The organism is Streptomyces sp. NRRL B-24085, from assembly GCF_001282115.1.
Lineage (GTDB): Bacteria > Actinomycetota > Actinomycetes > Streptomycetales > Streptomycetaceae > Streptomyces.
This window is the reverse complement of sequence record NZ_LJBR01000137.1, coordinates 1-17,037: the sequence shown is the minus strand read 5'-3', so window position 1 is coordinate 17,037 and position 17,037 is coordinate 1. Positions and strand designations below refer to the sequence as shown.

General features: G+C 73.1%; 17 protein-coding genes. 7 read left to right on the top strand and 10 right to left on the bottom strand.

Annotation, left to right across the window (positions count from 1 at the left end; all coding sequences use genetic code 11):
- Positions 1–5 precede the first annotated feature (5 nt).
- Positions 6–1,148: an acyl-CoA dehydrogenase family protein gene (locus tag AOJ26_RS17100; RefSeq protein ID WP_053849166.1), complete on the bottom strand. Its 1,143-nt coding sequence runs from the start codon at positions 1,146–1,148 to the stop codon at positions 6–8.
- A complete protein-coding gene (locus tag AOJ26_RS17095; protein WP_078959929.1) occupies positions 1,145–2,299 on the bottom strand; it encodes a CaiB/BaiF CoA transferase family protein in 1,155 nt (384 codons plus the stop codon). The genes AOJ26_RS17100 and AOJ26_RS17095 overlap by 4 nt, the downstream gene beginning before the upstream one ends.
- 355 nt (positions 2,300–2,654) lie before the next feature.
- Here AOJ26_RS17095 and AOJ26_RS17090 point away from each other — a divergent pair, with 355 nt between their 5' ends.
- Positions 2,655–3,833 carry a saccharopine dehydrogenase family protein gene (locus AOJ26_RS17090; protein WP_053849165.1) on the top strand — a complete coding sequence of 393 codons (1,179 nt, stop codon included), beginning with the start codon at positions 2,655–2,657 and terminating at the stop codon, positions 3,831–3,833.
- A 761-nt stretch (positions 3,834–4,594) separates the two neighbouring features.
- On the opposite strand, the gene mmpA is transcribed toward AOJ26_RS17090, so the two are convergent.
- Positions 4,595–4,753 (bottom strand): morphogenic membrane protein MmpA, encoded by a 159-nt coding sequence (mmpA, locus tag AOJ26_RS43860; protein WP_086723806.1) that lies wholly within the window; start codon positions 4,751–4,753, stop codon positions 4,595–4,597.
- Positions 4,754–4,815: 62 nt separating this feature from the next.
- Positions 4,816–5,505, bottom strand: coding sequence for an endonuclease V (locus AOJ26_RS17085; RefSeq protein WP_053849181.1), 690 nt, complete (start codon positions 5,503–5,505; stop codon positions 4,816–4,818).
- Positions 5,506–5,547: 42 nt separating this feature from the next.
- On the opposite strand from AOJ26_RS17085, the gene AOJ26_RS17080 reads away from it, so the two are divergent.
- On the top strand, positions 5,548–5,844 hold the full coding sequence (locus AOJ26_RS17080; RefSeq protein ID WP_053849164.1) for a YciI family protein: 297 nt from the start codon (positions 5,548–5,550) through the stop codon (positions 5,842–5,844).
- A 4-nt stretch (positions 5,845–5,848) separates the two neighbouring features.
- Here the strand turns inward: AOJ26_RS17080 and AOJ26_RS17075 are convergent, their stop codons facing one another.
- Positions 5,849–6,178, bottom strand: a complete 330-nt coding sequence (locus tag AOJ26_RS17075; protein WP_053849163.1) for a hypothetical protein — start codon at positions 6,176–6,178, stop codon at positions 5,849–5,851.
- A 51-nt stretch (positions 6,179–6,229) separates the two neighbouring features.
- On the bottom strand, positions 6,230–7,333 hold the full coding sequence (locus AOJ26_RS17070) for a WD40/YVTN/BNR-like repeat-containing protein (protein ID WP_053849162.1): 1,104 nt from the start codon (positions 7,331–7,333) through the stop codon (positions 6,230–6,232).
- A 251-nt stretch (positions 7,334–7,584) separates the two neighbouring features.
- On the opposite strand from AOJ26_RS17070, the gene AOJ26_RS17065 reads away from it, so the two are divergent.
- Positions 7,585–8,001: an SsgA family sporulation/cell division regulator gene (locus tag AOJ26_RS17065; RefSeq protein ID WP_053849161.1), complete on the top strand. Its 417-nt coding sequence runs from the start codon at positions 7,585–7,587 to the stop codon at positions 7,999–8,001.
- A 13-nt stretch (positions 8,002–8,014) separates the two neighbouring features.
- On the opposite strand, the gene AOJ26_RS17060 is transcribed toward AOJ26_RS17065, so the two are convergent.
- Together AOJ26_RS17060 and AOJ26_RS17055 are read right to left on the bottom strand one after the other, a co-directional pair.
- Positions 8,015–8,851 (bottom strand): isocitrate lyase/PEP mutase family protein, encoded by an 837-nt coding sequence (locus AOJ26_RS17060; protein ID WP_053849160.1) that lies wholly within the window; start codon positions 8,849–8,851, stop codon positions 8,015–8,017.
- A gap of 58 nt (positions 8,852–8,909) precedes the next feature.
- On the bottom strand, positions 8,910–9,557 hold the full coding sequence (locus tag AOJ26_RS17055; protein ID WP_053849159.1) for a GOLPH3/VPS74 family protein: 648 nt from the start codon (positions 9,555–9,557) through the stop codon (positions 8,910–8,912).
- Between the two features lie 284 nt (positions 9,558–9,841).
- Between AOJ26_RS17055 and AOJ26_RS17050 the strand changes: the two genes are divergently transcribed.
- From AOJ26_RS17050 to AOJ26_RS17040, 3 genes are all read left to right on the top strand, one after another.
- Positions 9,842–11,464 carry an ABC-F family ATP-binding cassette domain-containing protein gene (locus AOJ26_RS17050; RefSeq protein ID WP_053849158.1) on the top strand — a complete coding sequence of 541 codons (1,623 nt, stop codon included), beginning with the start codon at positions 9,842–9,844 and terminating at the stop codon, positions 11,462–11,464.
- Between the two features lie 792 nt (positions 11,465–12,256).
- Positions 12,257–13,033 carry a dimethylargininase gene (gene ddaH, locus AOJ26_RS17045; protein ID WP_053849157.1) on the top strand — a complete coding sequence of 259 codons (777 nt, stop codon included), beginning with the start codon at positions 12,257–12,259 and terminating at the stop codon, positions 13,031–13,033.
- A 206-nt stretch (positions 13,034–13,239) separates the two neighbouring features.
- Positions 13,240–14,217, top strand: coding sequence for an acyl-ACP desaturase (locus AOJ26_RS17040; RefSeq protein WP_053849156.1), 978 nt, complete (start codon positions 13,240–13,242; stop codon positions 14,215–14,217).
- A 120-nt stretch (positions 14,218–14,337) separates the two neighbouring features.
- Here AOJ26_RS17040 and AOJ26_RS17035 read toward each other — a convergent pair whose 3' ends face one another.
- Positions 14,338–14,613: a WhiB family transcriptional regulator gene (locus AOJ26_RS17035; RefSeq protein ID WP_053849155.1), complete on the bottom strand. Its 276-nt coding sequence runs from the start codon at positions 14,611–14,613 to the stop codon at positions 14,338–14,340.
- 262 nt (positions 14,614–14,875) lie between these two features.
- On the opposite strand from AOJ26_RS17035, the gene AOJ26_RS17030 reads away from it, so the two are divergent.
- Positions 14,876–15,670, top strand: a complete 795-nt coding sequence (locus AOJ26_RS17030) for a VOC family protein (RefSeq protein ID WP_053849154.1) — start codon at positions 14,876–14,878, stop codon at positions 15,668–15,670.
- Between the two features lie 253 nt (positions 15,671–15,923).
- Here AOJ26_RS17030 and AOJ26_RS17025 read toward each other — a convergent pair whose 3' ends face one another.
- Positions 15,924–16,949 carry a LacI family DNA-binding transcriptional regulator gene (locus AOJ26_RS17025; protein ID WP_053849153.1) on the bottom strand — a complete coding sequence of 342 codons (1,026 nt, stop codon included), beginning with the start codon at positions 16,947–16,949 and terminating at the stop codon, positions 15,924–15,926.
- Between the last annotated feature and the right edge of the window lie 88 nt (positions 16,950–17,037).

The following is a 17,037-nucleotide window of genomic DNA, read 5'->3' as shown; positions in this document are numbered from 1 at the left end:
GAGGGTCAGCTCAGCAGGGAACGGCCGATGATCTCTTTCATGATCTCGGTCGTGCCGCCGTAGATGGTCTGGATCCGGCCGTCGGTGAAGGCCCGCGCGACCGGGTACTCGCTCATGTAGCCGTAGCCGCCGTGCAGTTGCAGGCAGCGGTCGGCGACCCGCTTCTGGAGCTCGGTCGCCCACCACTTGGCCATGGAGGCGTGGACGGCGTCCAGTCCCCCGTCGGAGTGGTCCTCGACGCAGCGGTCGACGAACGTCCGGGTGACGGCGCACTCCGTGGCCATCTCGGCTATCTCGAACCGGATGTGCTGCTTGGTGGCGAGCGGCCGGCCGAAGGCCTCGCGCTCCTTGACGTACGCGGTGGTGATCTCCAGGAGGTGTTCGGCGGCGGCGATCGCGGAGACGGCGATGCTCAGGCGCTCCTGGGCGAGGTTGGTCATCAGGTGCCCGAAGGCGCCGTTGTGCTCTCCCAGGAGGTTCTCCTTGGGCACGCGCACGTCGTGGAAGAACAGCTCGGCCGTGTCCTGGGCCTTCTGGCCGATCTTGTCGAGGTTGCGGCCGCGTTCGAAGCCCGCCGTGCCGCGCTCGACGACCAGCAGCGACAGTCCGCGGGAGCCGCCCTCGGGGGTGGTCTTCGCGACGACGATCACCAGGTCGGCGAGGATGCCGTTGGAGATGAAGGTCTTGGAGCCGTTCAGCACCCAGTGGTCGCCGCGGTCCTCCGCGTTGGTGCGGATGCCCTGGAGGTCGGAGCCCGCGCCGGGCTCGGTCATGGCGATGGCGGTGATCAGCGAGCCGTCGCAGAAGCCGGGCAGCCAGCGGCGCTTCTGCTCCTCGGTGGCGAGGCCGGTGAGGTAGGGGCCGATGACGTCGTTGTGCAGGCCCAGGGCGAGTCCCGGAGTGCCCGCACGCGTGAACTCCTCGGCCAGGACGGTGGCGTAGCGGAAGTCGGTGGTGCCGCCGCCCCCGAACTCCTCGGGCACGGCGAGCCCGAGCAGGCCCTGCTTGCCGGCCGCCCGCCAGGCCTCGCGGGAGACGATGCCGTCCTTCTCCCACTGCGCGTAGTGCGGCAGGACCTCCCTGGCCAGGAAGGCGCGCACGGTCTCGCGGAACGCGTCGTGCTCGGGGGCGAACAGCTGCCGCTTCATTCGGGGCCTTTCCGGAGTTCCTGGTCTTTCACGAGGTCCGGCACGTCCCAGTCCCGTGCCACCTCGGCGGTGTCGGCGCCGGCCCGGGCGGGTCCGGTACGGACGGCCGTGGGGGTCGCGGAGAACCGGGGCGCGGGCGCGGGCTGGGTGATGCCACCGTGGTCGGTGAAGGTGCCGCGGGCGGCGAGGTGCGGGTGGTCGGGGGCCTCCCGCAGCGACAGGACGGGCGCCACGCACGCGTCGGTGCCCTCGAAGACGGCCGCCCACTCGTCTCGGGTACGGCTGCGGAAGCGGGCCGCGACCGCCTCGCGCAGGTCGCCCCAGCGGGTCCAGTCCTTGCGGGCGTCCGCGAAGTCCGGGAGGCCGAGCAGGTCGAGGAAGAGGTCGTAGAACTGCGGCTCGAGCGCGCCGACCGCCATGTACTTGCCGTCGGCGGTCTCGTAGGTGCCGTAGTACGGGCAGCCGCCGTCGAGGAGGTTGGCGCCGCGCCGGTCCTGCCAGCCGCCGGCCGCGGTCATGGCGTGGATCATCGCGGACAGGTGGGAGGTGCCGTCGACGATGGCGGCGTCGACGACCTGGCCGGTGCCGGTCGCCCGCGCGTGGTGCAGGGCGGCGAGGACGCCGACGACGAGGTAGAGGGAGCCGCCCGCGTAGTCGCCGAGGAGGTTGGCGGGGACGGCCGGGGGGCGGCCCGGTTCGCCGATCATGCCGAGGGTGCCGGTGAGCGCGATGTAGTCGATGTCGTGCCCGGCGCGCTGGGCCAGCGGTCCCTCCTGGCCCCAGCCGGTCATCCGGCCGTAGACGAGGGCGGGGTTGCGGGCGTGGCAGTCCTCGGGGCCGACGCCCAGGCGCTCGGCGACACCGGGGCGGTTGCCCTCGATCAGGATGTCGGCGCGGGCGGCGAGGTCGAGCACGCGCGCGGGTCCCCCGGGGGCCTTGAGGTCGACGATCACCGAGCGCTTGTTGCGGTTGGTGAGGTCGTGGCCGGGGTCGATCGAGAGGGCGGCGCCGCCCGGGCGGGACACCTGGACGACGTCGGCCCCGAGGTCGGCGAGGAGCATGGCGGCGAACGGGCCGGGCCCGATGCCGGCCAGCTCGACCACGCGCACGCCGGTGAGCGGGCCGTGCCCGGGCGTCGTTGCCGTTGTCATCCAGCCCCCATTGGCGTGACACAACCGATGTAACACCAGTGATGCTAAGAACGCGTTCCAGTGGACACAAGACCTGAACGAGCAAGCGCTTAGCCAATTATCGGCCGGTCACCGCTCGTCGGGCTCCGCCGTCAGCCGTTTCGGCGCGATCGCGGGGGTATGGATGTGCGACTCCGCCGCGTGGCCTCGGCGGCGCCCGGCAGCGCGACGGTGAATTCGCGTGCTTTCTTCCGCCTCCTCAGGGCGTTCCTGGGCACGGCCACCGTCCCACCTCCGGCCTCCTCGTCGGGCTCCGCACTCCTCACGCTAGCCTCGGCCACCGACAACGGCGCGTGCGGCGGGATCAGGGAGTGTCATGAGCAGGCTGAAAAGGTCGGACCGTCCCTACGACATCGTGCTCTTCGGGGCGACCAGTTTCGCGGGAGCACTCACCGCGCGGTACCTCGCCGAGCACGGCCCGGACGATCTGCGCTGGGCGATCGCCGGCCGCAACGAGGACCGGCTCAGGGCGCTGCGCGACCGGCTGCCCGAGGGCACCGAGGTCGGGGTGCTCACGGCCGACGTCCGCGACCCGGACTCGTTGCGCGCCCTCGCCGGGCACGCGCGCGTGGTGGCCACGACGGTCGGCCCCTATCTGACCTACGGCGAGGAGCTCGTCGCGGCCTGTGCGGACGCGGGGACGGACTACCTGGACCTCTCCGGGGAGCCGGAGTTCGTGGACCTGATGTACGTCCGGCACGACGCACGCGCGCGGGAGACGGGCGCACGGCTGGTGCACGCCTGCGGGTTCGACTCGGTCCCGTACGACCTGGGTGCCTGGTTCACGGTCCGGCAGCTGCCGGAGGGCGTGCCGCTCACCGTCGACGGGTTCGTGACCGCGGACGCCATGTTCTCCGGCGGGACCTTCGCCTCGGCCCTCAACCAAATGGCCCGCGGCCGCCAGATGGCCGCCGCCGCCCGGGACCGCTCCCGGCACGAACCGCGCCTGGTGGGGCGGCGGGCCGCCGCGCCGACCGGCACCCCGCGCTACGCGCCGGAGGTGGGCGCCTGGGCCCTGCCACTGCCGACCATCGACGCGCAGATCGTGCGGCGCTCGGCGAAGGCGCTGGAGCGGTACGGCCCGGACTTCCGCTACCGGCACTACGCGGCCGTACGGCGGCTGCCGGTGGCCGTGGGCGGGGTCGCGGCCGTGGGCGCCCTGTTCGCGGCGGCCCAGGTGCCGCCCGCGCGGCGCTGGCTGTCCGGCCGGGTCAGACCGGGTGACGGACCGGGCCCCGAGAAGCGGGCCAAGAGCTGGTTCTCGGTGCGTTTCGTCGGCGAGGGCGGTGGCCGGAGGGTGTTCACCGAGGTCAAGGGTGGCGACCCGGGGTACGACGAGACGGCCAAGATGTTCGCCGAGTCGGCGCTGTCCCTGGCCTTCGACGACCTCCCGGAGACGTCCGGTCAGGTCACGACGGCGGTGGCGATGGGGGACGCACTGATCGAGCGACTGCGACGGGCCGGGATCACCTTCCGGGTGGCGGCGACCCGGTGAACCCGCGCGCGGCGGCGGGTCGGCCAACCCGCCCGGCGACCGGCCGGAAGGCCCGTACGGCGGCGAGCGCCGGAGAGTCCGCGCGGCGGCGGATCGGCGGCCCCCGTGGGGTGGCCAACCGGCCAACCCGCGCGGCGACCGGCCGGAAGCCCGTACGGCGGCGGGGCGATGAACCCGCGCGGCAGCGACCCGGTGACCCCGCGTGGCAGCGAGCGCCGGAGAACCCGCGCGGCGGCAGATCGGCGGCCCCGCGGGGTGACCAACCGGCCAACCCGCCCGGCGACCGGCCGGAAGCCCGTACGGCGGCGGGGCGATGAACCCGCGCGGCAGCGACCCGGTGAACCCACGTGGCAGCGAGCCCCGGCAAGCCCGCGCGGCAGCGGATCGGTGAACCCGTGGGGTTGCGAACCGGCCAACCCGCGCGGCCACCGGCCGGAAGCCCGTACGGCAGCGAGTCGATGAACCCCCGCGGCAGCGACCCGGTGAACCCACGTGGCAGCGAGCCCCGGAGAACCCGCGCGGCGGCAGATCGGCGGCCCCGTGGGATGGCCAACCGGCCAACCCGCCCGGCGACCGGCCGGAAGCCCATACGGCAGCGGGTCGATGAACCCGCGCGGCAGCGACCCGGTGACCCCGCGTCGCAGCGAGCGCCGGAAAGCCCGCGCGGCAAGCGGATCGGTGGACCCGCGTGGTGGCGAACCGGTGGACCCGCGTGGCGGTGCCCGTGCGTACCCGTCTGTCGGTGAGCCGGTGAGGCTTCGTCAGAAGGACCAGCCCGCCACCGTGTAGATCATGCCCGCTATCCAGCCGAGTCCCGCGAGCACGCCGAGCACCAGCGCGGCGGTCACGGCGCGCTCGACGGGCCGGTTCGGGTCGGCGAGGGGCTTGGGGGAACGGTGGGTCATGCGGTGCGTCGTCATGCGGAACAGCCTGCCGAGCGCACCGGGGCCCGCACATCCGTACAGATACTCAGACGACGTACTCAGGACGTCGCCTCCCGCAGCGCCCGTCGGCACAGCGCGTCCGCCCTGCGCGTCGTCTCCGGGAGGCGGTACGCCGGGGTGAGCGCGAGCGTGTGGGCGCAGGCGTTGTCGAGGCTCACGCGGTGGCCGACCGAGACGAAGACCGGCTTCACCGCGTCGCGGGTGCGCAGGGCCCGGCCGACCTCCTCCGGGCCCGCCAGCAACGGCGTCCACGCACCGCGCGGGGTGCCGGGATCGTCGTAGGTGAAGGTGAAGGGGTTCTTGGCGACGCCGATCGTCGGCAGGCCGGTGAGGACGCCGAGGTGGCTCGCGAGGCCGAAGCGGCGGGGGTGGGCGAGGCCGTAGCCGTCGCAGACCACCAGGCCGGGCGGACACGGCAGCGCGTCGAGGGCGGCGAGGACCGTGGGGATCTCGCGGAAGGCGAGCAGGCCGGGGACGTACGGGAAGGAGATCCGGCCGACGGCGGTGGCCTCGGCGACGACCTCCAGGGTCGCCGCGTCCAGCACCACGGCCGCCGCCGCGACCACGTCCCGGTCGTCGTCGTAGGCCACGTCGACCCCGGTGACCCGGCCGGTGCCGGGCGGCGGGCCCGGCTCGTCGAGGACCGTCCGCGGCCGCAACTCGTCCTGGACCGCGCGGGCCTCTTCCTCGGTCGCGGGCCAGCCCGCGGGAATGTCCACTGTCGTCATCGTGCGCACGAGCGTACGGCGGGACGGCGTAGGCTCGCGATCATGTTCGTACTGGAACTGACCTACACCGCCCCGCTCGACGCCGTGGACGCCGTGCTGGCGGCGCACGTGGCCTGGCTGGAGGAACAGTACCAGCGGGGTGTGTTCCTGGCCTCCGGGCGCAAGAACCCCCGCGACGGCGGGGTGATCATCGCCGTCGCGGAGGATCGTGCGCGGATCGAGGAGATCGCCGCGGGCGACCCCTTCGTCACGGCCGGCGTGTGCGCCTACCGCGTCGTCGAGTTCGCCGCGACGAAGACAGCTCCGGCACTGGAGCCGTACCGGGAGACGCCCGGCTGACCGGTCAGCCCTTGTTGCCGAGGGCGCGCTGGAGCTGGCTCTTGTTCATGTCCGAACGGCCCTTGACCCCCTTGCGCTTGGCCTCCTCGTAGAGCTGGTCGTAGGTCGGGCCCTGGGAACCCTTCCCGGACCGCTGGCCGCCCCGCTTGCCCGAGGACATGTCCTTGGTGGAGGTGCGGCTGGCGGTCTTGGACTCCCCGGAGCGGGCGCGTTCCTTGTTGACCGTCCGCGCCGCGATCTCCTTGGCCCGTCCGGTGCTCTCGCCCCGGTCCTCGGCGCTCTTCTTGATGTGCTCGTACTGGCGTTCCCGCTTCGAGTTCGAACCGGCTGGCATGGGGGATCACTCCTTTCGCCGTCGGCGGCCGGGTACCCCGCATTCCGCCACTCAGTTCTCCAGACGTGCCACCCGTCCCTTCTCGCCGGCCGCCCAGCAGCCGCCGTCGGCCGTGCAGTCCACGGTGTCGTACGAGCCGGTGTCGACGGTCCGCCAGGTCCGGCCGCCGTCCCGGGTGAGGTCCGTGCCCGTGGGGCCGACCGCGAGGGCGGCGGTACGGCTGTGCGGGAGCCAGGCCGCGCCGGAGCGGTAGGCGGGCACCGGGGTGGCGGCGGGCCGCCAGGTCGTGCCCCCGTCGCCGGTGCGGGCGGCGGCGCTGGGAGAGCTCTGGTCGGGGCGGTAGTCGCCGCCGACCGCGAGTCCGTGGACGCGGTCGCGGAAGGCGAGCGCGAAGACCCCCTTCGCCGGGTCGCCCGCCGGGATCGGCGTGTCGGACGCCGTCCAGGTCAGTCCCCGGTCGGCGGAGTGCAGCACACGCGCGCGTGCGGCGCCGCCGGTGGCCAGCCAGACGTCCCGGGGCCCGGAACTGACCAGGCACTGCCCGCTCGCGGCGAAGCCCGCCTCGCCGTCGAGGGCGGCCGGCATGCCCTTGTCCGGCAGCACCTTCCAGGAGCGGCCGCCGTCGGAGGTCGACAGGATGCGGAACTTCCCGTCGACCGGGTCGCTCATGGCGAGGCCGTGGCGGCGGTCGAAGAAGGTGAGGCAGTCGTAGAAGGCCCTGGCGTCGGTGTTGCGGAAGGACTCGGTCCAGGTCGCGCCGCCGTCCTCGGTGCGGTAGACGCGGGACGCCTCGCCCTCCCCGATGGCCAGGACCACCGCCCGGCGCGCGTCGAACGCCTCGACGTCCCGGAACTGGAGCTCGGCGGCACCCGGCGGTGAGACGTTGCGCCAGCTCGCCCCGCCGTCGGTGGTGCGCAGCACGGTGCCCTGGGTGCCGGCCAGCCAGGCGGTGTTCCGGCTGACCGCCGACAGCCCGCGGAACCGCACCTCGGGGGTGCCGCTGTCCTTGAGCTGCCAGTGCGGTGCACGGCCGTCCGGGCCGTGCGCCGCAGCCGGTACGGCGGTCAGGGCGGCCAGCGCCGCCGCACAGGCCGCTCCCGCGGTGATGGCCCGTACCGTCAGGCCCGTCCGTCTCTTGCCTCGCGTGATCCCCATGCGCCTCATGGCGGGCGAAGCTAGCCCACGCTCCCGGCGCCGTCCAGATGCCCTCGGGCGCCCGGCGAGCGGCTCGCGGGGTGTCACCTGTGTCTCCCGGGGCACGGGAAAGGGACTGGATCACACAGGTGCATGAAGACGGTGACAGAGGTCACTCGCCCTTCGTGTACACGGATTGACTCATTCCGACGTCTCTTCCAGTGCCCGTCCCACCCCGGAAGCCCTGTCAGCCGTCACGAGGGAGCAAGGCGTTGTCCACCGTCATCGAGCAGCCCGTCGAGGCCCGTCTCGTCGCCGCGGCACCGCGGATGCCGAGCATTCCCGCCACACTGCACTACGACCGCTGTGATCCGTTCGCCGTCCGCATGACCTTCCCGGCCCCGGCCACCCTGGAGGGCGTCGAGGTGTGCTGGACCTTCAGCCGCGAACTGCTCACCTCCGGCCTGCACGAGCCCGAGGGCCACGGTGACGTCCGGGTGCGGCCGTACGGCTACGACCGCACCGTTCTCGAGTTCCACGCCCCCGAGGGCACCGCCGTCGTGCATGTGCGCACGGGCGAGCTGCGGCGGTTCCTGGAGGCGACCAACGACCTCGTGCCGACCGGTCTGGAGCACCTCCAGCTCGACCTCGACCACGACCTGGCCGAGCTGATGCGCGACGCCTACTGACCTCCGCCAACGCCTACCGACCTGCGCCCAGCAGGGCGTCGAGCTCGCCGAAGTCGAGCCCGTCGGCCAGCGCGTCGTACGTCCCCGCGTCCAGCAGCTCCCGCGCGGCGCGGCGGACCAGCGCGTGCGCGGCCTGGGCGATGCCCGAGCCGACGCTGACCCGCGCCACGCCGAGTGAGGCCAGTTCGGCGACGGACGGGGCGCCGGGTCCTGCCATGACGTTCAGCGGACCGTCGATCGCGTCGACGAGGAGCTTGACGGTCCCCGGGTCGACGGCCCCGGGGACGAAGATCCCGTCGGCGCCGGCGGCGAGGAAGGCCGCGGCCCGCTCCACGGTGAGGTCCACTCCCCCGGCCCCGCGCAGGAACGTGTCGATCCGGGCGTTGACGAACAACGGCACACCCGCCGCGTCCGCGGCCTGCCGGGCAGCCGCGATCCGCTCCGCCTGCTCGTCGACCGACCGCAGCGGTCCTCCCCCGTCGCCGTACCTGGCGTCCTCGATGTTCACCCCGACCGCGCCCGCCGCGAGCACCGCGCGCACGGTGTCGGCGACGCCCGCCGCGTCCCGCGCGTAACCGCTCTCGACGTCCGCGCTGACCGGCACGTCCACCGCGGCGGCGATCCGCCGCACGGCGTCCAGGGCCCGCTCCCGGTCCAGGTGGTCACCGTCCGCCGCGCCCAGCGCCCAGGCGAGCCCGGCGCTCGTGGTGGCCACGGCGGCGGCGCCCGCGTCCTCGACGACGCGGGCGCTGGCGAGGTCCCAGGCGTTCGGCAGCACGAGCGGGGTCCCGGGGACGTGCAGGGAGCGGAAGGCGAGGGCGCGGTCGCGGAGCGTGTCCTGGTTCGTCATGCGCCCCACCCAACCACCGGCCCCCGCGGCGGCGCTGGCAGGAATCCGACACCGACGTTCAGGCGCGCGCCACGACCGAGGCCGCCGCCCCGCGGACCCCGTGGACCAGTTCCCGCAGCACCGGCGCCACCTGCCCGGCGCGCTCGACCAGCTCCTCGACGCGGGGCTCGTGATGCTCCCCGCGAGGCAGCAGGGTGCGCAGCCCGGCCGCCGCGCCGAGTGCGACGAGGGCCGCGTCCCGCTCGGAGACGTCCACGGCCGGCACCGGCCCCCGCAGGACCTGCCGGGCCTCCTCCTGGAGGGCCCGCACGACGGCCGGGCGGGCCAGGTCGTACTCCAGCGTGGGGAACAGTCCGAGGGCCCGCCTCTTGCGGGCGCGCAGATGTCCACCCGCGGTGAGCTGTTCCCGTACGGCGTCCAGGGTGAAGCGGGTGTGGGGCGTCACCCAGCTCCGCCACCGGTGCGGCCGGGACTCCCGGACCAGCTCGAGCAGCCCGTCCAGGACCGGGTCCCCGGTCTCGGCGTCCATGTCGACCGGCGTGGCGATCCCGTCCACGTCGAGGAGCAGACCGCGCCGGGCCAGCTCGGTGAGGGCACCGGCCCGGACCACCTGGGGGACCTGGGAGGCGCCGGCGGTCTCGGACTTCGAGGTGTCCCAGGCCAGCAGGTAGAGCTGGGCCGGCAGGGAGAGCGGGCCGTCGGGCACGGGGCCTCCTAAGGCGCGTTAACTCGTTGACAGCCCTGGGGCCGCCTCGTACGTTGTAGAACGCTTCTGTTGCCGTCGATCGGAGAAGGACGTTGCTCGTCTGAGGTCCTGAGACACCGTGTCACACACCTGAGGTGTGTGCCGCCGCGTGCGACCTCGGCATACGAGCCGTTCCGACGAGCAGGACCCTGTCCGTGCCCTCCGGTTCCCTGTCGCCTCCCGTGGTCGCGGGTGTCTCGATACGCGTTTGCCCCTTCTCGCTTCGAGCAACCGCGGAGACCCGTATGTCTGCTTCTGTCACCTGCACCTCTCTCTTTTTCTCCTGGCCCGACGGCACCCCCGTCCTCGAGGGCCTCGACATCGCCTTCGGCCCCGGCCGGACCGGGCTCGTCGGGGTCAGCGGGTCGGGGAAGTCCACCCTGTTGAAGCTCATCGCCGGTGAACTCGCCCCGGCCGACGGCACCGTGCGCGTCGCCGGTGAGGTCGGGTACCTCCCGCAGAACGTCACGCTCGACACCGCCCTGCGGGTCGACGAGGTGCTCGGCGTCGCCGCGCAGCGGGCCGCGCTGCACGCCATCGAGGCCGGTGACGTGTCCGAGGAGCACTTCGAGACCGTCGGCGACGACTGGGACGTGGAGGAGCGGGCCCTGGCCACCCTCGGCGAACTCGGTCTCGGGCACGTCGGGTTGGACCGCCCGATCGGCGAGGTCTCGGGCGGCGAGTCGGTGCTGCTGCGCCTGGCCGCGCTGCTGCTGCGCCGGCCGGACGTGCTGCTCCTCGACGAACCCACCAACAACCTCGACCTGTACGCCCGCAGGCGGCTGTACTCGGCCGTCGCCTCCTGGCCGGGGGTCATGGTGGTGGTCAGCCACGACCGTGAACTCCTCGACCTGGTCGACCAGATCGCCGACCTGCGCTCGGGGGAGGTCACCTGGTACGGCGGCAACTTCTCCGCCTACGAGGAGGCCCTCGCCGTCGAACAGGAGGCGGCGGAACGGATGGTGCGGGTCGCCGAGTCCGACTTCCGCCGCCAGAAGCGCGAACTGGTGGACGCACAGATCAAGTTGGCCCACCGCAGGCGCTACGCCCAGAAGATGTACGACACCAAGCGTGAGCCGCGGGCCGTCATGAAGCTGAAGAGCCGCTCGGCCCAGGTGTCCGCGGGCAAGCACCGCATCATGCACGAGGAGAAGCTCGCCGAGGCCCGGGACCGGCTCGACGAGGCCGTGGAGGCGGTGCGGGACGACGACGAGATCCGCGTCGACCTGCCGTACACGGCCGTACCGCCGGGCCGTACGGTCCTGACCCTCATGGACCTGGAACTCGCCTACGGCGCTCGGGTGAGGGGTGGCCTCGACCTGCGGGGCCCGGAGCGGGTCGCGCTGATCGGGCGCAACGGCGCGGGCAAGACGACGTTGCTGCGCACGATCGCCGGGGAGCTGGCGCCGGTGGCGGGCGAGGCGACGGCCCATGTCCCGCTGCGCTTCCTGCCCCAGCGTCTGGACGTCCTCGACGACGAGCTGTCGGTCGCCGAGAACGTGGCCCAGTTCGCGCCGGGCGCCACCAACAACCGGGTGCGGGCCCGTCTCGCCCGCTTCCTGTTCCGGGGTGCCCGGGCCGACCAGCAGGCGTCGACGCTGTCCGGCGGCGAGCGCTTCAGGGCGGCCCTCGCCGCGCTGATGCTGGCGGAGCCCGCACCCCAGTTGCTCATGCTCGACGAGCCGACGAACAACCTCGACATGGCGAGCGTGCGACAGCTGACCTCGGCCCTGGAGTCGTACGAGGGCGCGCTGGTCGTGGCCAGTCACGACCTGCCGTTCCTGGAGTCGATCGGCATCACACGCTGGCTGATGCTGGACGGGGAGCTGCGGGAGGTGACTCCGCAGACCCTGGAGTCGCTCGCGTAGCGACGGCAACGGCAACGGCACCGGCGGGAACCGCGCCCGCCCGGGGCAGCAGCACCACGCTCCGGGCGGCGGCGCCCCGGTTGCACCGTCCCGCGGGCCCCACCGGGCACCCTCCGACCGGCAGCGCGCATCCCGGCGCGGGGGCCACCAGGAAGGAGGTGCGGGGGCCGCAGGTGGTCGCAGGCTGGCCCATGCGCGGGCCCCTGCCGAGGGGGCCCGCGAGCAGCACCCTCAGGTGCAGGGCGGCGCCCAGGTCGCGCCGTGCAGTGAGACCCACCGGGCACCCTCCGGCCGGCATCGCGCATCCCGGCGTGGAGGGGGGCCGGGACGGAGGTGCGGCGGCCACGGGTGGTTGCAGGGCGGTCCATGCGTGGGGCCCCTGCTGAGGGGCCCACGAGCCGCACACGCGCGCGTGGTTGCCGCGGGGCCCGGGAGCGACAGTCACGCGTGCGGCGCGGCAGTCCGGACCCGCCGTCCCGTGGGACCCACCGGGCACCCTCCGACCGGCATCACGCATCCCGGCGCGGGGGCCGCCGGGACGGACGTGCGGCTGCCGCAGGGGGCCGTAAGGCGGCACACGCACGTGCGGGGGACGCGAGCGGCACGCGCGTGTGTGGCTGCCGCGGGAGGCCCGGGAGGCGGTGCACGCGCGCGTGTGGTGTGGGCCCGGAGCGTCTCAGGAGGGGCACAGCCTGACTGCGGGGGTTTTGTCGACACGGACCGGCGCTGCATGATGGCTGACCGGCGCCCGTCACGCGCGCCCCCCTGCCCCGCCGATACGGAGTTTCCCTCGTGCCCAGCAAGAAGGCCCTCGTCCGCCGCCCCAGCCCGCGCCTCGCCGAAGGTCTGGTGACGCACGTTGAGCGGGAGAAGGTCGACGTCGACCTCGCGCTCGAGCAGTGGGAGGCGTACGTCGAGGCCCTGCGCGCGCACGGCTGGGAGACCGTCGAGGTGGACCCGGAGGACGACTGCCCGGACTCGGTGTTCGTCGAGGACACCGTCGTCATGTACAAGAACGTCGCCCTGATCGCGCGCCCCGGGGCCGAGTCCCGGCGCGAGGAGACCATGGGCGTCGAGGAAGCCGTGGCCCGCCTGGGCTGCTCGGTGAACTGGATCTGGGAACCGGGCACCCTGGACGGCGGCGACGTGCTGAAGATCGGTGACACGATCTACGTCGGCCGGGGCGGACGCACCAACGCGGCCGGAGTCCAGCAGGTGCGGGCCGCCTTCGAACCGCTCGGGGCCCAGGTCGTCGCCGTGCCGGTGAGCAAGGTGCTGCACCTGAAGTCGGCCGTCACCGCGCTGCCCGACGGGACCGTCATCGGGCACATCCCCAAGGTGGACCGGCCCGCGCTCTTCCCGCGCTTCCTGTCCGTACCGGAGGAGGCGGGCGCCCACGTCGTCCTGCTGGGCGGCCCCAAGCTGCTCATGTCGGCGAGCGCGCCGAAGACCGCGGAGCTGCTCACCGACCTCGGGTTCGAACCGGTGGTGGTCGACATCAGCGAGTTCGAGAAGCTCGAAGGCTGTGTGACGTGCCTCTCAGTGCGCCTGCGCGAACTGTACGCCTGATCGGGTGATCCCCTCACTCCAACGGCCCCGGACCTGCGGTTCCGGGGCCGCTTGTCATGCCCTGGGAACACTGCTGATCAGGGGCCTTTACAGCACCCTTAACCTACGGCCTCGTAACCTACGGTTTCGTAGCCTACGATTCCGTAGGTTCCCGGCGCCGCCCGCCGGACCCCGTACATGTTCTGTCGCGTCCCCCTGGAGCACCTGTGACGATCACTTCCCCTCACCTCGGCAGCCCGTCCTCCGAGTGGACCGACGCGCGACTGCTGTACGCGCTGGAGGAAGTGGTCGAGAAGGAACTCAACCGGCATCTGAAGGTCACCAAGGACTGGATGCCGCACGAGTACGTGCCGTGGAGCGACGGCCGCAACTTCCCCGGCTTCTTCGAGGACGGCGAGGCCTGGGAGAAGGGCCAGTCCAAGGTCACCGAGATCGGCCGGATCGCCCTCGTGGTGAACCTCCTCACCGAGGACAACCTCCCCAGCTACCACCACGAGATCGCCTCGCTCTTCGGCCGGGACGGCGCCTGGGGCACCTGGGTGCACCGCTGGACCGCCGAGGAGGGCCGGCACGGCATCGTGATGCGCGACTACCTGCTCGCCTCCCGCGCGGTGGACCCGGACAAGCTGGAGCAGTTCCGCATGGCCCACATGAGCGAGGGCTTCGAGTCGGACAACCGCCACTCCATGCTGCACTCGGTGGCCTACGTGTCCTTCCAGGAGCTCGCGACCCGCGTCTCGCACCGGAACACCGGCCACCAGTCCGGGGACCCGGTCTGCGACCGCATGCTGGCGCGCATCGCGACCGACGAGAACCTGCACATGGTCTTCTACCGGAACCTGCTGAAGGCGGCCTTCGAGCTCGCGCCCGACCTCACGATGATGGCGGTGCGCGACGTGATCGTGAACTTCCGGATGCCCGGCCACGGCATGCCCGGCTTCGAGCGGGCCGCCGCGCAGATGGCGATCGGCGAGATCTACAACATGCGCATCCACCACGACGACGTGCTCCAGCCCGTCCTGCGCTTCCTGAAGGTCATGGAGATCGACGGCCTCGGGCCCGAGGGGCAGCGGGCGCAGGACGAGCTTGGTCTGTACATGAACGGGCTGGACGCGGAGGCCCTGAAGTTCGACGAGAAGCTCGCGGCCCGCAAGGCGCGGATGGCGGCTCGCGCGGGAGCCTGACGCCTCCGGCGGGCCCGGCGGACGTCCGGCGGACCGTCGGTCTCTCGCTGGGCCCGCCCGACACCGACGCCGCCGTACGGTTACGGCGGCGCATCGGTGTGCCCGCGCCGGGCCCGGGGTCTAACCGCACTCCCGCCCCGTTGCCTCGTCGGTCGTGCAGCGGCGTCGGATGGCCAGCCGTTCCTTCTCGGAGAGGCCGCCCCAGACGCCGAAGCGCTCGTCGTTGGCCAGGGCGTACTCGAGGCAGGCCGAGCGCATCTCGCACATGCCGCAGATGCGCTTCGCCTCCCGTACCGAGCTGCCCGGCTCGGGAAAGAAGAAGTCCGCCCCGGTCTGCGCGCACAACGCCTGTGCCTGCCAGGCGGGGTCGGACGGGGTGATGGTGTCGATGTGCATGGCCGAGATCGTGCCGGGCGGCGAAAAACGTTCGATCAACGCGCGATCAACGCCGCCGTTCACGGCCTCCGGCCGCCTTGATGGTCCCCTGCCCGCCGCGGGCGCGCACGGCGGCGCGCGGAAACCGTTCAACCGGCGCGTCCCGCGCCAGGGCGGCCACAGCAGTCGTCACGGACCCGCATCGGCGTACCGACGGCGATTGTCAGTGGACGGTGCAAGACTCGGCGGTACAGGCAACGGGACCCCTCAGAGGAGGGCAGAGATGCTCACGACCCGTTATGTCACCGGCGCTCCGAACTGGCTGGACCTCGGCACCCCCGACATCGACGGCGCCACCACCTTCTACGGCGGCCTGTTCGGCTGGGAGTTCCAGCCGGGCCCGCCCGAGGCCGGCGGTTACGGCTTCTTCCGGCTCGCCGGCCGGACCGCCGCGGGCGGCATGCAGACCACACCGGACCAGGGCCCGCCGTCCTGGACCGTGTACTTCCAGACGCCGGACGCGGACGCCACCGCGAAGGCGGCCGAGGAGGCGCACGGCTCGGTGCTGATGCAGCCCATGGACGTGATGGACCAGGGCCGCATGGCGATCCTCGCCGACAAGGCGGGCGTGTCCTTCGGCATCTGGCAGCCCGGGCGGAACAAGGGGCTCGACGTCACGCAGGAGCCGGGCTCGCTGTGCTGGGTCGAGTTGTACACGGCCGACCTGCCGATGGCCGCCTACTTCTACCGCGCGGCGCTCGGCCTGGAGACCTACGGTGTCGACTTCCCGGGCGGCACGTACACCACCGTGCTGCCGGCCGGTCAGGACGAGGACGCCATGTTCGGCGGCATCGTCCCGCTCGTCGACGACCCGCTGGAGGCGCAGGCCGGGCCGTACTGGATGCCGTACTTCGAGGTCACGGACACCGACGCGACGGTCGCGCGGACGCAGGAGCTGGGCGGCACCGTCCGGCTGCCCGCCACGGACGTGCCCGGTGTCGGCCGGGTCGCCAAGCTGGCCGATCCCTACGGCGCCCGCTTCGCGGTGATCAAGAGCGACCCGGGGCAGGCGGCCTGAGGCCTGTCTGACAGTTCCCGTCGTCGCCCGGAGGGCGGCCTCGCGGCGTCAGGTGCGTGTCTGGGGGTCCCCCGGCCGAAGGCTGGGAGAGTGCCGGGCGCAGACCCTCGTACTGGACGTACTTGGGCCTGCGCCCGGTGCGGCGAAGGGGGTCCCCCGTCAGAGCCTGCGCAGCAGGTCCGAGGATGGCGGCGCGTGCCTGGCGTCGCGAGGCAGACGGGAATTGTCAGACAGGCCCTGGCGGGCGACCGGGTCAGGCGGAGGCGCGCCGGACCAGCGTGGTGGGCAGGACGACACCCGCCGGTGCGGCTCCCGCGTGTGCGGGGTCGAGGTCCCGCAGCAGCAGGCGGGCCATCAACCGGCCCATCTCCTCGATGTCCTGACGGACCGTGGTCAGTGGCGGATCGGTCTGCTCGGCCACCGGCAGCATGTCGTCGAAGCCGATCACCGCCACGTCCTCGGGCACCCGACGCCCGTGCTCGCGCAGCACGCGCAGGGCGCCGGAGGCGGTGAGGTCGTTGGCGGCGAACACCGCGTTCACGTCCGGGCACCGGGCGAGGAGTTCCCGCATCGCCCGCTCCCCGCCGCCCGGGGTGAAGTCTCCCGGCACGACGAGCCCCGGGTCGCCGTCGCCCATGACGTCCCGGTAGCCGTCGAGCCGGTCCGCCGCGGAGGTCTGGTCGAGGGGGCCGGTGATGTGGGCGATGCGGCCGCGCCCGAGTCCGGCGAGGTGCCGTACGGCCGCGCGGGCGCCGCCCCGGTTGTCGCTGTCGACGTACACGACGTCCGTCGTCCCGTCGCTCCAGCCGGGCCGCCCGCCGAACACCGTGGGGACACCGGCCCGTTGGATCAGTCCGGGCAGCGGGTCGTCGAGGTGCAGCGAGAAGACGAGCGCGCCGTCGACGTGCCCTCCGGCGAGATAGCGTCCGACGCGGGCGTGGTCGTCGCGGCCCTCGGTGAGCAGCAGCACGAGTTGGTTGTCGTGGGCGGTCAACTCCTTGCTGATCCCCCGCAGTTGCAGTGCGAAGAAGGGGTCGGCGAAGACCCGCGTCTCCGGCTCGGCCACGACCACGGCGACGGCGTCGTGGCGCCGGGTGACGAGGCTGCGGGCGGCCTGGTTGGGCACGTAGCCGAGTTCCTCGACGGCCCTGCGGACCCGCTCGACGAGCGGCTCCCTGACCCCGTCCCCGCCGTTCACCACCCGGGACACGGTGGCCCGCGACACCCCGGCCCGGGCCGCCACGGCCTCCAGAGTCGGGCGCGGCGCTGTCTCGGTCACTTCGGGGCTCCTCGTCGGCGGGTGCGGATCAGGATAGCCCCGGGGCGGGGATGCGGTGAGAGCGCTCTCGGGAGGGGGCGTCGGGAGC